The following is a 13,168-nucleotide window of genomic DNA, read 5'->3' on the forward strand; positions in this document are numbered from 1 at the left end:
CCCCGGGGCCGGGACGTCCACGCGGCCGGGGCGTCGTGGGAGTGGTCCGGCCCTCACGGCGCCCCGCCGTGCCCGCTCAGCAGCCCGGCAGCAGCCAGTCGTTCGGGGAGAACAGCTCGAAGTGGACCCGCTCGTCGCCCGCGCCGGCGCGGCGCAGCTGCTCCCTCGCACTCTGCAGGAAGGTGCTCGAGCCGCACAGGTACATCTCCGCCCCGTCGGGCAGGTGCTCGGCGGTGATCTCCATGCGTCCGCCGCTGACCCGGCAGCAGGCGTGGCCGGGCGTCACGGGCGCACCGTCGACCGAGCCGGAGAACCACAGGTCGAGCCGGGACGGACCGTCCTTCGGCAGGGAGGCGACGGTCTCGGCGAGCTCGTGCACCAGGGCGGCGTCGGCGGCGTGGGCATCGGCGTGGAGCACCCGCACCTCGCGCTCGGGCTGCGTGGCGGCGAGGTGGCGCAGCATCCCCAGCATCGGGGTCACGCCGATGCCGGCCGAGATGAGCACCACCGGATCGGTGGAGGCGGTGTCGAGGGTGAGGTCGCCGGCCGGGAGGGTGACCTGCAGCCGGTCCCCCTCGTGCAGGGTCGCGTGGAGCCAGTTCGAGACCTCGCCCTGCGGTGCGCCGTCGACGCCGTCCTCCCGGCACACGGTGATCCGCCAGCGCCCCCACCGGGGGCGTCGGAGAGCGAGTACTGCCGCAGCTGGCGCGCCCCGTCCGGCAGGACCGCGCCGACGGAGATGTACTGGCCGGGCAGGAACCCGCGCAGCGGCTCGACGCCCTCCGGGGCGGCCAGGTCGAAGCTCACCACGCGGGAGCTCTCCTCGGTGCGGCGCACCACGACGGCCTCGCGGAAGACGTCGCCGTCCGCGACGCCCGCGTCTGCGTACATCTCCTTCTCGAAGGAGATCAGCGTGCGGGCCATGTGCCAGTAGACGGCGTCCCATGCGCCGGCGATGTCGGCCGTGACCACGTCATCGCCGAGCACCTCGACGATCGCGGCCATCAGGTGCTCGTGGACGATGCCGTACTGGTCCTCGGTGATGCCGAGGGAGACGTGCTTGTGGCCGATGCGGGAGAGGAGGTCGCGCGGGCTCGGGGCGTCGGGGGTGACCAGCAGTGTCGCGTAGGTCGCGACGGAGGAGGCCAGCGCCTTCTGCTGGGCGCCCTGCGCCTGGTTGCCGCGGTTGAACGTGTCCCGCAGCAGCTCGGGGTGCGCGGTGAACATCCGCTGGTAGAACACCGGCGCGATCTGCTCGATGTGAGCGCCCACGAGGGGCAGGGTGTCGCGGACGATCCGCTCGTGCTCGGGAGCGAGGGGGCCCTCGAGATCGAGCTGCGAACGGCGTGCGGCGGTGAGGGCCACGGACATGGAGGAGTCCTTCCTGAGCGGGGATGAGCAGTCCCGCCGATCCCTCGGCGACCTGCTCGCCCACGCTAGGAGTGTCCCCGCTCCGCCCCGGCGACCTTGGTCCTGATCTGTGACGCGCGGAACCCTGCTCCTGCTCGCCGCGGCGGCGGGGCCCCGCGTCGGCGCTGGAGGTCCTCGAGCATCTGCTGCAGCACGAGCGCGTGGTTGTGCTCGGTGTCCTTCGCGGCGAAGAGCAGCACGATCCGCCGTGCTCCGGCCTCGCGGGCGCGCTCGAGCAGCGCCGAGGGGGCGCCACTGTCCTCGAGCTCGCGGCGGTAGAGGCGCGAGAACTCCTCGAAGCCCAGGTCGCCGCCGTGGAAGGCGGTGCGCAGGTCGGCGCTCGGGGCGACGTCCTTGTCCCAGGCGTCGTGCGCGAGGCGCTCCTTCCTCACGCCGCGCGGCCAGAGCCGGTCCACCAGCACGCGGTGCTCGCCCGGTCCGGAGCCGTCGTCGTCCAGCACGTCGTGCACGCGCTCGAGGGTGATCGTCAGCACGCTCATGGGTCTCTCCTTCCAGTGGGTGGGGCGTCGGGACCCGGCATGCCCGCGCGGGCCGGGTCCTGGCCGACGAGCTCGACGGCCGGCCGGGCGGCGCCCACGGCGGGCGGCCCGCCGGCGGTGGTCTCCTGCAGGACTTCGATCTGCTCCTGGCGCACACCGTCCGTGGTGGAGGAGCGGGTCACCGGCCGTAGCGGCGGGCGGCGCTGGAGCGCTGCGACTCCTCGAGGGCACGGAAGCGGCGCTCGACGTTCTCGGGCAGGCGCCGTCGCTCGCGCAGCACCCAGCCGGCGCCGCGGACGGCGTCCAGCACGGCCAGCAGGGTGATCCGGTCGCGGGGGGCGGTGGCGAGCACGTCGCGGCTGCGTCGCAGGGCGGCGCGCACCGGTCGGCGCAGCCAGAGGAACCACAGGGCGTTGCGCAGTCCGTGGCGGCGGCGCAGCACGGTGTCGCGCTGCGTGGACGCCTGATGGTGGACCACCACGTCCGGCAGGTGCACGAGCTCCCAGCCGGCGGTGGCGAGGTCCGCCGCGAGCAGCTCCTCCTCGCCGCCGAGCCACAGCCTTTCGCTGAACCCGCCGACGCCCGTGAAGGCGATGCGACGGACCACCGAGGCGCCGGCGAGGAAGCTGCCCAGGGTGGGCCCCGGCATCCAGTCCGGCCCCTCCACCGGGGAGTGCAGCAGCTCGGCGTTGATCGGGTCCTCGCGGCCGCCGGGCTCGACCAGGATCTTCCCCGTCACCACGCTGAGCCGGGGATGCGCGGCGAGCGCATCGGCCGCCTTCCGCAGCGCGCCGGGCTCCCACCAGGTGTCGTCGTCGCAGAAGGCCACGAAGGGGGCCTCGACGCGGTCGACCCCCACGTTGCGGCCCACCGCCCCCAGGTTCACGGGGCTGGCGACCAGCTCGACCTCAGGGAACCGCTCCCGGATCGCCGCGGCGGAGCCGTCGTCGGAACCGTTGTCGACGACCACCACATGGGGACGCTCGGGCAGGTCGCGAAGACGGGACAGCGCCAGCAGCGCCTCGTCGCGGCGGTTGTGGGTGATCATCACGACCGCCATGCGGTCATCCGGTCCCATCGGGGTGTGGGGCGCAGCGGTCATGGGGCCTCCTGGGCAGAGTGCGGGCGGGGAGCGGAGCGGAGCCGGGCGAGGGCGGCCTCGGTCGCGGAGGAGACCGGGCGTCGTCGACGCAGGGCCGCGGGCACCCGGGGCAGGGCGCCCAGCAGGCCGCGTCGGCCGCGCGCTCCTGAGCGCACCGCCGTGACCAGCTCCTGGCCGACGGCGCTCCAGGGTCGGCGCAGCAGGGCCGTGAGGAGCCGGCTGCGGACCAGCTCGACCTGCCGCCTCTCGCGGGGCTCGCGGTGAGGGGACGGGTGGTGATGGGCGCGGACCTCCGGCACGTAGCAGAGGTGCCAGCCGGCGTCGAAGAGGTCCAGGGCGACCCGCTCCTCCTCCCCGGGGAACCGGATCACGTCGTCGAAGCCGCCGACCTCCAGGAATGCGGAGCGCCGCACGATGGCTCCGCAGCCGACGAAGCCGAGCAGGAGCGGACCCGGGAGGTCGTCCCGGGTGCCCAGCGGGGAGGCGGCGAGGACGGCGTTCAGCGGATCGGGCCGCTCCTCGGGGCCCACCGCGATCGCCCCGGCGAGCAGGCCCAGGCGGGGATGCGCCGCGAAGACGTCCACCGCCCGGGCGAGCGCTCCGGGCGCCCACCAGGAGTCGTCGTCGGCGAAGGCCAGGTACGGGGTGCTCGCCAGCCGGGCGCCGACGGACCGGGCCTCGGCGCCGATGTTCTCGCTCAGGGTGACCACCCGGACGTGGGGGTGGGCGGCGCGCAGCGCGGCGGCGGTGCCGTCCGTCGAGGCGTTGTCCACCACGATCACCGGCGCCTCGTGGTGCCCGAGGTGCTCCACGAGTTCCTCGCGCCGGTTCCGGGTGGCGATGATGACGGTGATCCGCTCGGCTAGGTCGCCGCGTCCCCGCCCGGGGTCGGCGGACGCCGTGTGCTGTCTGCTCACCGAGCCTCCTCACGCAGGGCGGCGCCATGCGTCGGCGGCCCGCTCCCCCACCGTAGTGCGCGCACCGGTGGTCGTGCAGGCGGGGCGGTCTCAGTCGTCGACGCGCACCTCGCGGGTCTCCACGTCGATCTCGACCTCGACGTCGTCGCCGCCCTCGCTCTTCTCGATGTCGACCTGGTAGCGGATCCGGCCGTCGTCGGAGTCCAGCTGCCAGCCGCTGACCCGTCCCGGCGCCTCCCCGAGGGCGATCTCGATCGCCTCGGCGTACGGCAGCGGCGCGGTCACGTCCACGGCCGGCTCCTGCGGGTCGTCGTCGTCGTCCTGGTCGTGCTGGGTGACCTCGCCGGTGGTGGCGTCGATGTCGAGGTCGTGCTCGCGCCCGTCGAGCGCGACCTCGATCTCCCACTCCCAGGCGTCGTCGTCATGGTCGATCTCGACCGAGATCGGCCGGCCGCCGCCGACGGTCTGCACGGCGAGCTCGACGGCCTCCTCGGCCGGGACCGGCAGCTGCTCGGTCGCGAGGTCGGCGGAGGCCGGGAGCGCGGCGCCGGCCGGGGCGTCCGGCACGGCGGATCCGGTCTGGCCGTCGCCGCCCGCATCGCTTGCGGCGCTGTCGTCACCGCCCGCGTCGCTGGCAGCGCTGCCGCTGTTCGGGCCGGCGTCGGTGTTCTCGGCGGTCGCGCCGTCCGCCGGGCCGGCCGGCTGCTGCTCGCCCGCCCCGCAACCGGCCGCGAGTGAGATCACGAGCGCGCCGAGGGCGGCGGCACGGACGCGGGAACGAGTGATGGTGCTGGCCATGGTGGTCCTCCTCGTGGCGGGGGCGGGGCCCCGATCGTCGACTGACGCGGCCAGCCTATGGCCGGACGCACTGCCGGCGACCTTTCTGAGGACACTCTCATCGCCGCCTCATGACGGCGTCGCACCGGAGGCGATGAGGGCCCCAGGTGGGCGCCGCGACGCTGCGCAGGAGACCGCGGCGACCGCTCGTCGGCAGGGCCCGACCATCCGGTCGTGGGCGATTCCGGGGGCGGTCAGGGGCCGCTCGGCGCCGGCTGGGGCAGGGCGCCCCGGGGGTGCGTGCCCGCTCCGCCGGGGCGCTGAGCGGCCGCGCCGGGAGGTCACGTTCTGGTCACGGTGACATGGCGGCCGACCTGCGACTCTGTCCCGTCGGCGACGGTGCCGGGTGCCCGTCGCGGCGCCCGCCGACGGTCGCTCGCGGACCCCGCGGGTGACCGGATCCGCGCTCCGGACGGAGCGCCGCGGCGGCCGCCACAGCCGCTCGACGCTGAGAGGTCGCCCAGGATCCGGGCGGCACGTGCACTAGCGTCGATGTCAGTACCGGCGTGGACCGGGCGTCCCTCGGACGTCCAGCATCCGCTCCGGGACGCAGAATCCCGAACGTACGCAGAAGGAGGATCTCATGACTTTCCAAGGCACCATCGAGGACCTGCAGACCGCCGTGGTCGTGGACCGCACCGGCGACAAGCTGGGCAAGGTCGGCCAGGTCTACCTGGACAACGACACCCATCAGCCCTCCTGGGTGACGGTGAACATCGGCCTGTTCGGCACCAACGAGAGCTTCATCCCGCTCGCCGAGGCGAGCTACGCCGACGGCACCATCACGGTTCCGTACGAGAAGTCCTTCGTCAAGGACGCCCCGAACATCGCCGAGGACGGCGAGCTGGGCCGTGACCAGGAGGGCGAGCTGTTCGCCTACTACGGCGTCACCGGCGCCGCGGCCGGCACCGGCACCGGCACCGGCACCGGCACCGGCCATCGTGGCGATGCCGCCGGTCGCCGCGACGACGCCCACGTCGGCACGGGCAACCGCACCGACAGCGGGGACGTCACGCTCCACGAGGAGCGCGCTCACGTCGGCACCGAGAAGGTGGAGACCGGCAGGGTGCGCCTGCGCAAGCACGTGGTGACCGATACCAAGCAGGTCGAGGTGCCGGTGCAGCGCGAAGAGGTCGTCCTCGAGCGCGAGCCCGCCGATGGCCGTACCGGCGGCACCCTTACCGACGACGAGGTGGAGGTGACCCTCACCGAGGAGCGCCCGGTCGTGACCAAGGAGACCGTCGCGACGGAGAACGTGAGCCTCGGCAAGCGCGCCGTGACGGACACCGAGACCGTCCAGACCGACGTCGCGCGTGAAGAGGTCGAGATCGAGGACGGCACGGGCAAGCCCCGCCGCAACCGCTGACCTCACCGCACCAGCACGACCGACGGGCGCGTCACCTCTTGGGCGGCGCGCCCGTCCGCGTCCCCGGGAACACCGGTCCGCTCGGGAGCCGCCGGGCGCCGGGACCTCCGCCCTTCCCCTGCCGAGCAGAACGGCCTACGGTCGAGGTGAGGGAGCCGCCTAGAGCCCGCACCGCCCGACCCGAGGAGACCGCGTGAGCACTGCCCAGTCCTGGCCGGATCATCCGTCCGCTCCGCCCGCCGAGGAGGAGCTGAACGCCCTGCACGCCTGGTGGCGCGCGGCGAACTACCTGTCCGTCGGACAGATCTACCTCAAGGACAACCCGCTGCTGCGCCGGCCCCTGGAGCGTGAGCACGTCAAGCCCCGCCTGCTCGGGCACTGGGGCACCACGCCGGGCCTGACCTTCCTGTACGCGCACGCCAACCGGGCGATCCGCCAGCGCCGGCTGCGCGCCATGTACATCACCGGTCCCGGCCACGGCGGCCCCGGCCTGGTCGCCTCCACCTACCTCGAGGGCACCTATTCCGAGGTCTATCCCGCGGTGAGCGAGGACGAGGCCGGCCTGAAGCGACTGTTCACCCAGTTCTCCTTCCCGGGCGGCATCCCCTCCCACGTGGCGCCCGAGACCCCCGGCTCGATCCACGAGGGCGGCGAGCTCGGCTACGCGCTGTCCCACGCCTACGGCGCGATGTTCGACAACCCCGACCAGATCGCCTTCACCGTGGTCGGCGACGGCGAGGCCGAGACCGGCCCGCTGGCCACCTCCTGGCACTCCAACAAGTTCGTCAACCCCCAGCAGGACGGGGTGGTGCTGCCGATCCTGCACCTGAACGGGTACAAGATCGCCAATCCCACGGTGCTCGCCCGCATCGGCGACGACGAGCTCGCCGCCCTGATGCGCGGCTACGGGCACACCCCGCTGTTCTTCACCGGCGGCTTCGACGACGAGGACCCGCTCGAGACGCACCGACGCTTCGCCGCCGTCCTCGACCAGGCCCTGGACCAGATCGCGCAGATCAAGGCGCAGGCCCACCAGGACGCCGAGGCGGGCCGGGAGACCGAGCGTCCCGCCTGGCCGATGATCGTCTTCCGCACCCCCAAGGGCTGGACCGGCCCGAAGCAGATCGACGGGAAGCAGACCGAGGGCTCCTGGCGCTCCCACCAGGTGCCGCTGGCCAGCGCCCGCGACACCGACGAGCACCTCGCCGACCTCGACACCTGGCTGCGCTCGTACCGTCCGCAGGAGCTGTTCGACGAATCCGGGAAGCTGCGTGCGGAGATCGCCGCGGCCGCCCCGGAGGGAGAGCTGCGCATGTCGGCGAACCCGTCGACCAACGGCGGCTCGGTGCTCAGACCGCTGCGCCTGCCCGACTTCCGCGAGTACGGGGTGGAGGTCACCGAGCCCGGCGGCACCATCGCGGAGGCCACCAAGGTGCTGGGCACCTGGCTGCGCGACGTGGTGCGGGAGAACCCGCACGACTTCCGGATCTTCGGGCCGGACGAGACCGCCTCGAACCGGCTGCAGAGCGTCTACGAGGCCACCGACAAGCAGTGGAACGCGGACCTCGAGGAGCACGACCGCTCGGAGCACCTGGCCCGGGCCGGCCGGGTGATGGAGATGCTCTCGGAGCACCAGTGCCAGGGCTGGCTCGAGGGCTACCTGCTCACCGGCCGCCACGGCATGTTCTCCTCCTACGAGGCGTTCGTGCACATCGTCGACTCGATGGTCAACCAGCACGCCAAATGGCTGAAGGTGACCAACGAGATCGAGTGGCGCCGGCCCATCGCCTCGCTGAACTACCTGCTCAGCTCCCATGTCTGGCGCCAGGACCACAACGGCTTCTCGCACCAGGACCCGGGCTTCATCGATCACATGGTCAACAAGAAGGCCGAGATCGTGCGGGTCTACCTGCCGCCGGACGCGAACACGCTGCTGTCCACCTACGACCACTGCCTGCGCTCGACGCAGTACGTCAACGTGGTGGTCGCCGGCAAGCAGCCCGGACCGAGCTGGCTGAGCATGGACGAGGCAGTGGTCCACTGCACCCGTGGCCTGGGCATCTGGGACTGGGCGGGCACCGAACGGCCCGGCGAGGATCCCGACGTGGTGCTCGCCTGCGCGGGCGACATCCCCACCATCGAGGTGCTCGCGGCGGCGAAGATCCTGCGCGAGGAGATCCCGGGCCTGGCGATCCGGGTGATCAACGTGGTGGACCTGATGCGCCTGCAGGACGCCAGCGAGCATCCGCACGGCCTCACCCAGCGCGACTTCGACGGCTACTTCGGCGAGGACGTGCCGGTGGTGTTCGCCTACCACGGCTACCCCTGGCTGATCCACCGCCTGGCCTACCGCCACGACCGCGGCTCCCGCATCCACGTGCGCGGCTACAAGGAGGAGGGCACCACCACCACCCCCTTCGACATGCTGATGCTCAACGACACCGACCGCTACCACCTGGTGATGGACGTGATCGACCGGGTCGAGGGCCTGGGCACCCGCTACGCCGGTCTGCGCCAGCAGATGGTCGACACCCGGATCCGGGCCCGGGCCCACGCCTACGAGCACGGCGAGGACCCGGCGGAGATCGCCGAGTGGCAGTGGGGGGACGGCGGCGACGCCACCGCCTCCGCCGCCCCGGCCGACACCGGCGGCGACAACCAGTGACGCGCCGGCGGAGCGCTGCCCGGTGAGCCCGCCGGGCAGCGGGGGCGACCGGGAGGTCGTGCGCCGCATCGTGCGCATCCGGGGCCGGGTCCAGGGGGTCGGCTACCGGATCAGCGCCGCCGACGCCGCCGCGCGCCTCGGCATCGTCGGCACCGTGAGGAACCTGCTGGACGGCACGGTCGAGGCCGATGTGGAGGGCCCGCCCGCTGCCGTCGAGGCGATGCTCGAGGCGCTGCGGCAGGGCCCGCCCAGCGCGCAGGTCGAGACCGTCGAGACCCGCCCGGAGGCTCCGCGCGGGGCCGGATCCTTCCGCATCACCGGCTGAGCGCAAGCGGCGCAGCGGCCCGCGGGAGGGCTCGCTCAGGCCCCCGCGCGGGCCGTCCGCAGGTAGTGGGCGGCCAGCAGCGCCCCGAGGCAGACCATCACCACCGAGGTGGCGATCATCGCGGTCTGCCCCGCGGCGTCCAGGACCAGCCCGCCGACGAGGGCGCCGACGGCGATCGCGACGTTGAACGCGGCGGAGTTCAGCGCGGTGCCCTCCTCGAGGACGCCGGTCGCCTCGGACCCGATGAAGGCCTGCGTCGCCACCGAGATCGCCCCCACGAACAGCCCCCACAGCGGCATGATCAGCAGCGCCGAGCGGGATCCGTCCAGCAGCAGCAGGACTGCGAGCAGTGACAGGGCGGTGCCGGCGACCACCACCAGCACTCCCCCGGGCGGGCCGCGGTGCAGCAGCGGGGTCACCGCGAAGTTCCCGATCAGGCCCGCGATGCCGAACAGCAGCAGCATCATCCCCACGTCGGTGACCGGCACCCCGGCGCGCTCGATGAGGACGGGGCTGACGAAGCTGTAGGTGATGAACTGGCCGATGACCACCAGTGCGGTCAGGGCCAGTGCATAGCGCACGCCGCGGGTGCGGGCCGCGGCGGCCATCATCGACCCCGTCACCTTCACCGGGGAGTGCACGGGCCTGACCAGCACCAGGATCAGGGCGGCGACGATCGCCGCGAGCACGCCGACGACGGCGAAGGCCATCCGCCAGCCGACGTGGGCGCCGATCCATGCGGCCACCGGGACACCGAGCACGAGGGCGCCCCCGGCGCCGCTGAAGGCGATGGTCAGCGCCCTGGCGGCGTGCTCCCGCGGCACCTGACCGAGGGCGACGATCGCCATCACCGCCCAGTACAGACCGATCGAGATGCCGGCGAACAGGCGCGCCACCAGGAGCACCGCGAAGCTGGGGGCGACCACGCTGAGGGCGCACGAGGCCACCACGCTGACCAGGGCGAGCACCAGCACCAGGCGGCGGTCCAGTCCCCGCACGATCACCGGGGTCAGCAGCGCCACCACACCGGCGAGGATCCCGGGCACGGTGACCGCGAGGCCGGCGACGCCCTCGCTGACCCCGAGGTCCGGGGCCATCACGCTGAGCACGCCGATCGGCAGCTCCTCGATGGTGATGAGCACGAAGATCCCCACGGCCAGGGCGACCACCCCACTCCAGCGACGTGCGGCCTCCACTGCGGCTCCTCCTGGCGGTCCTGGGCGTCGGCTCTGCGGACGCGGCGTGTGCGGGCTCCCTCGCGCGATGCGCAGGGCGCGAGGAGAGCTCCCCCACGGTACGGCACCGGCTCCCGGGCCGACGCGCAACGCGGCCCCGGCATCCTGCGATGCCGGGGCCGCGCCGTGCGGGGGACGATCGGGAGCCGAGGCTCCCGGTGGGGGTCAGTCCTGCGCGTCGAGCGCGGCGGCGATCTCCGTCTCGCCGTCGTTGAAGGGCAGGGTCCTACCGGCGGTGGCGGGGTTGGCGAGGGCCGCGACGATCACGCGGGCGACGTTCCCGCGGGAGACCTCGCCGCCCTCGGCGGGGTCCAGGTCGATGCGGTCGGTGGGCTCCTCGAGGGTCAGCCCGGAGGGACCGAGGACGGTCCACTCGAGCTCGCTGGCGCGCAGGTGCTCGTCGGCGCGGGCCTTCGCCTCGGCGTAGGCGTAGAAGGAGTTGTCCTCCGGGACACCGTGATCGAGGGAGGCGCCGAAGTAGCTGACCATCACGTAGCGGGTGGCGCCGACGCGCTGGGCGGCGTCCATCGACGCGATCGCGGCGTCCTGGTCGACCGCCCGGGTGCGCTCCGGGCTGCCTCCGCCGGCCCCGGCCGACCACACCACCGCGTCCTTGCCGCGCAGCAGCTCGTCCCACCCCGCCGCGTCGAGGGTCTCGATGTCCGCCAGCGCGGCCTGCGCGCCGGTGGCCTCGACCTCGTCCGTGTGGTCGGGGTTGCGGATCACCGAGTGGACGGTGTGACCGGCCTCCACCAGCAGCGGGGCCGCGAGCAGCGCGACCTTCCCATGTCCTCCGATGAGTGCGATATCCATACCCCCACCCTGTCACCCTCCTGGCGCGGCGTCGAGGCTCGCCGGGCTGCGTTCGCTGAGGGTGGAGTCCGGACCAGCCGGTCGAGGATCCCGGCGCCCGGCCCGGGGCGGGCGGCGCGCCCCGTTATCCTGAGCCGGGTCGCTGCCGCAGCGGCCGTCCTCTCGAGGGAAGGAACCTCTCCATGGCCGGTGGACTCGCCGCTCTGCTCGACGACGTCGCCGCTCTCGCGCGCCTGGCCGCCGCGAGCGCCGACGACGTGGCCGCCGCCTCCGCGAAGGCCGGGTCCAAGGCGATCGGTGTGGTGATCGACGACGCCGCCGTGACCCCGCAGTACGTGCAGGGCATCAAGCCCAACCGCGAGCTGCCGATCATCTGGCGGATCACCAAGGGCTCGCTGCGCAACAAGCTGGTGTTCATCCTGCCGGCGCTGCTGCTGCTGAGCGTCTTCGCGCCCTGGGCGCTGACCCCCATCCTCATGCTGGGCGGCCTGTACCTGAGCTTCGAGGGCGCCGAGAAGATCTGGGAGCTGGTGCGCGGCAAGCCCAAGCAGGCGCCGGCCCTCACCAAGGGCGCCGACGCGGAGGGCGCGGTGGTCTCCAGCGCCGTGCGCACGGACCTCATCCTCTCGGCCGAGATCATGGTGATCTCCATGAACTCCATCGACACCGACAGCCTCTGGATGCGCGCCGCCGTGCTGGTGGTGGTCGCGCTCGGGATCACCGCCCTGGTGTACGGCGCGGTCGGCATCCTGGTCAAGATGGACGACGTCGGCCTGGCGATGTCCCGCGAGGGGGACTCCGCGTTCAAGCGCAAGCTGGGCGCCGGGCTGGTCGGCGCGATGCCGAAGGTCATGGACGTCATCAGCTACGTGGGCATGGTGGCGATGCTGTGGGTGGGCGGCCACATCCTGCTGGTCGGCACCCACGATCTCGGCCTCGCCCAGCCCTATGGGTTCGTCCATCACCTCGAGGGCCTGGTGGCGGGCATCGCCGGGATCGGCGGCCTGCTGGCCTGGCTGATCAACACCGCCTTCTCCTTCGTGATCGGCCTGATCGTCGGCGCCGTCGTCGCGGTGATCATCCACTTCCTGCCCTTCGGCCACCACGGCGATCAGGACGGCGGGCACGGCGCGGCAGCGGCCGACGGGGCGGCAGCGGCGGACGGAGCGGCCCCCGACGCCGCAGCGCCCGGAGCGACGGCTCCCGGCGCGACGACTCACGGCGCGACGGCGGCCGACGCCCCGGCGCCCGGAGCGACGGCGCCCGGTCCGCAGGGTCCCGACCCGCAGCACTGATCCCGGCCCGGGACGAGAACGGCGGTCACGGCGAGGAGCTCCTCGCGGTGACCGCCGTCGTCGTAGCCGACGCGGTGCGCTCAGGCGTCCGGGGACGCCGCGCTCGGCTCGACCGGCGGCTCGGCCGACCACGGGAAGACGATCCACTCGTCGGTGCGGCGCCACACGAAGTCGGGGTCGACCACCGAGGCCGACTTCGCGTAGAGCACCGCGCTGCGGGCGTCGGCACCGGTCTCGCGCAGCAGCTCGAGCACGAGGGCGAGGGTGCGTCCGGAGTCCGCGACGTCGTCGACGACCAGCAGTCGTTTGCCCTGGATCGACTCGGTGTCGAGCATCGGGGCCAGCAGCACCGGGTCCGGCAGGGTCTCGTGCACGTCGGTGTAGAACTCGACGTTGATCGCGTCGGCGAGCTTGAGGCCGAGCGCGTAGGACAGCGAGCCGGCCGGCAGCAGGCCGCCGCGGGCGATCGCGATCACGATCTCCGGGGCGAAGCCCGAGTCGGCGATGGTCTGGGCGAGCTCTCGCGAGGCGGTGCCGAAGAGCTCCCAGCTGAGGAGCTCCCTGTTCGGCAACTCGGAGGAGTCGGCGTGGTAGGCCTGGGTCATCGGTGCGGTTCTCCTCGGTGCGGGCGGCGCGAAGTGCTCCGATGGTAGCGGCCGCCGACCCGTCATCGGACGCCCGCCAGCCGTGCGGGTGCTGCGTC

14 protein-coding genes are annotated in these 13,168 nt (G+C 73.3%); 4 read left to right on the forward strand and 10 right to left on the reverse strand.

The window, feature by feature from the left end; genetic code table 11:
• Positions 1-76: 76 nt before the first annotated feature.
• The 7 genes from ACOJUI_RS12040 to ACOJUI_RS12070 all read right to left on the reverse strand — a co-directional run bounded on the left by ACOJUI_RS12040 (position 77) and on the right by ACOJUI_RS12070 (position 4,727).
• A complete protein-coding gene (locus ACOJUI_RS12040; RefSeq protein WP_422115192.1) occupies positions 77-505 on the reverse strand; it encodes a hypothetical protein in 429 nt (142 codons plus the stop codon).
• Entirely contained in the window at positions 478-1,371 is an 894-nt protein-coding gene (locus tag ACOJUI_RS12045; protein ID WP_422115193.1) for a globin domain-containing protein, read from the reverse strand. Before ACOJUI_RS12045 ends, ACOJUI_RS12040 begins: the two co-directional genes overlap by 28 nt.
• Positions 1,372-1,436: 65 nt before the next feature.
• A complete protein-coding gene (locus tag ACOJUI_RS12050; RefSeq protein ID WP_422115194.1) occupies positions 1,437-1,910 on the reverse strand; it encodes a DUF488 domain-containing protein in 474 nt (157 codons plus the stop codon).
• Positions 1,907-2,092 carry a hypothetical protein gene (locus ACOJUI_RS12055; protein WP_422115195.1) on the reverse strand — a complete coding sequence of 62 codons (186 nt, stop codon included), beginning with the start codon at positions 2,090-2,092 and terminating at the stop codon, positions 1,907-1,909. Before ACOJUI_RS12055 ends, ACOJUI_RS12050 begins: the two co-directional genes overlap by 4 nt.
• Positions 2,089-3,012, reverse strand: a complete 924-nt coding sequence (locus ACOJUI_RS12060) for a glycosyltransferase family 2 protein (protein WP_422115196.1) — start codon at positions 3,010-3,012, stop codon at positions 2,089-2,091. Before ACOJUI_RS12060 ends, ACOJUI_RS12055 begins: the two co-directional genes overlap by 4 nt.
• The gene (locus ACOJUI_RS12065; protein ID WP_422115197.1) at positions 3,009-3,929 is read right to left on the reverse strand and encodes a glycosyltransferase family 2 protein; all 921 of its coding nucleotides are present in this window, start codon (positions 3,927-3,929) and stop codon (positions 3,009-3,011) included. The genes ACOJUI_RS12060 and ACOJUI_RS12065 overlap by 4 nt, the downstream gene beginning before the upstream one ends.
• 90 nt (positions 3,930-4,019) lie before the next feature.
• Positions 4,020-4,727: a PepSY domain-containing protein gene (locus ACOJUI_RS12070; protein WP_422115198.1), complete on the reverse strand. Its 708-nt coding sequence runs from the start codon at positions 4,725-4,727 to the stop codon at positions 4,020-4,022.
• A gap of 622 nt (positions 4,728-5,349) precedes the next feature.
• Between ACOJUI_RS12070 and ACOJUI_RS12075 the strand changes: the two genes are divergently transcribed.
• The 3 genes from ACOJUI_RS12075 to ACOJUI_RS12085 all read left to right on the forward strand — a co-directional run bounded on the left by ACOJUI_RS12075 (position 5,350) and on the right by ACOJUI_RS12085 (position 9,122).
• Complete coding sequence (locus ACOJUI_RS12075; protein ID WP_422115199.1) at positions 5,350-6,132, forward strand: DUF2382 domain-containing protein; 783 nt, start codon at positions 5,350-5,352, stop codon at positions 6,130-6,132.
• Between the two features lie 193 nt (positions 6,133-6,325).
• Positions 6,326-8,797, forward strand: coding sequence for a phosphoketolase family protein (locus ACOJUI_RS12080; protein ID WP_422115200.1), 2,472 nt, complete (start codon positions 6,326-6,328; stop codon positions 8,795-8,797).
• A gap of 22 nt (positions 8,798-8,819) precedes the next feature.
• Positions 8,820-9,122 (forward strand): acylphosphatase, encoded by a 303-nt coding sequence (locus tag ACOJUI_RS12085; protein WP_422115201.1) that lies wholly within the window; start codon positions 8,820-8,822, stop codon positions 9,120-9,122.
• Positions 9,123-9,157: 35 nt separating this feature from the next.
• On the opposite strand, the gene ACOJUI_RS12090 is transcribed toward ACOJUI_RS12085, so the two are convergent.
• The gene (locus tag ACOJUI_RS12090) at positions 9,158-10,318 is read right to left on the reverse strand and encodes an MFS transporter (RefSeq protein WP_422115202.1); all 1,161 of its coding nucleotides are present in this window, start codon (positions 10,316-10,318) and stop codon (positions 9,158-9,160) included.
• A 204-nt stretch (positions 10,319-10,522) separates the two neighbouring features.
• Positions 10,523-11,170 carry an SDR family oxidoreductase gene (locus tag ACOJUI_RS12095; protein ID WP_422115203.1) on the reverse strand — a complete coding sequence of 216 codons (648 nt, stop codon included), beginning with the start codon at positions 11,168-11,170 and terminating at the stop codon, positions 10,523-10,525.
• A gap of 182 nt (positions 11,171-11,352) precedes the next feature.
• Here ACOJUI_RS12095 and ACOJUI_RS12100 point away from each other — a divergent pair, with 182 nt between their 5' ends.
• Positions 11,353-12,465 (forward strand): DUF808 domain-containing protein, encoded by a 1,113-nt coding sequence (locus ACOJUI_RS12100; RefSeq protein ID WP_422115204.1) that lies wholly within the window; start codon positions 11,353-11,355, stop codon positions 12,463-12,465.
• 80 nt (positions 12,466-12,545) lie between these two features.
• Here ACOJUI_RS12100 and ACOJUI_RS12105 read toward each other — a convergent pair whose 3' ends face one another.
• Entirely contained in the window at positions 12,546-13,070 is a 525-nt protein-coding gene (locus ACOJUI_RS12105) for a phosphoribosyltransferase (protein WP_422115205.1), read from the reverse strand.
• Positions 13,071-13,168: the final 98 nt, after the last annotated feature.

The organism is Brachybacterium sp. UNK5269 (genome assembly GCF_049266655.1).
GTDB lineage: Bacteria > Actinomycetota > Actinomycetes > Actinomycetales > Dermabacteraceae > Brachybacterium.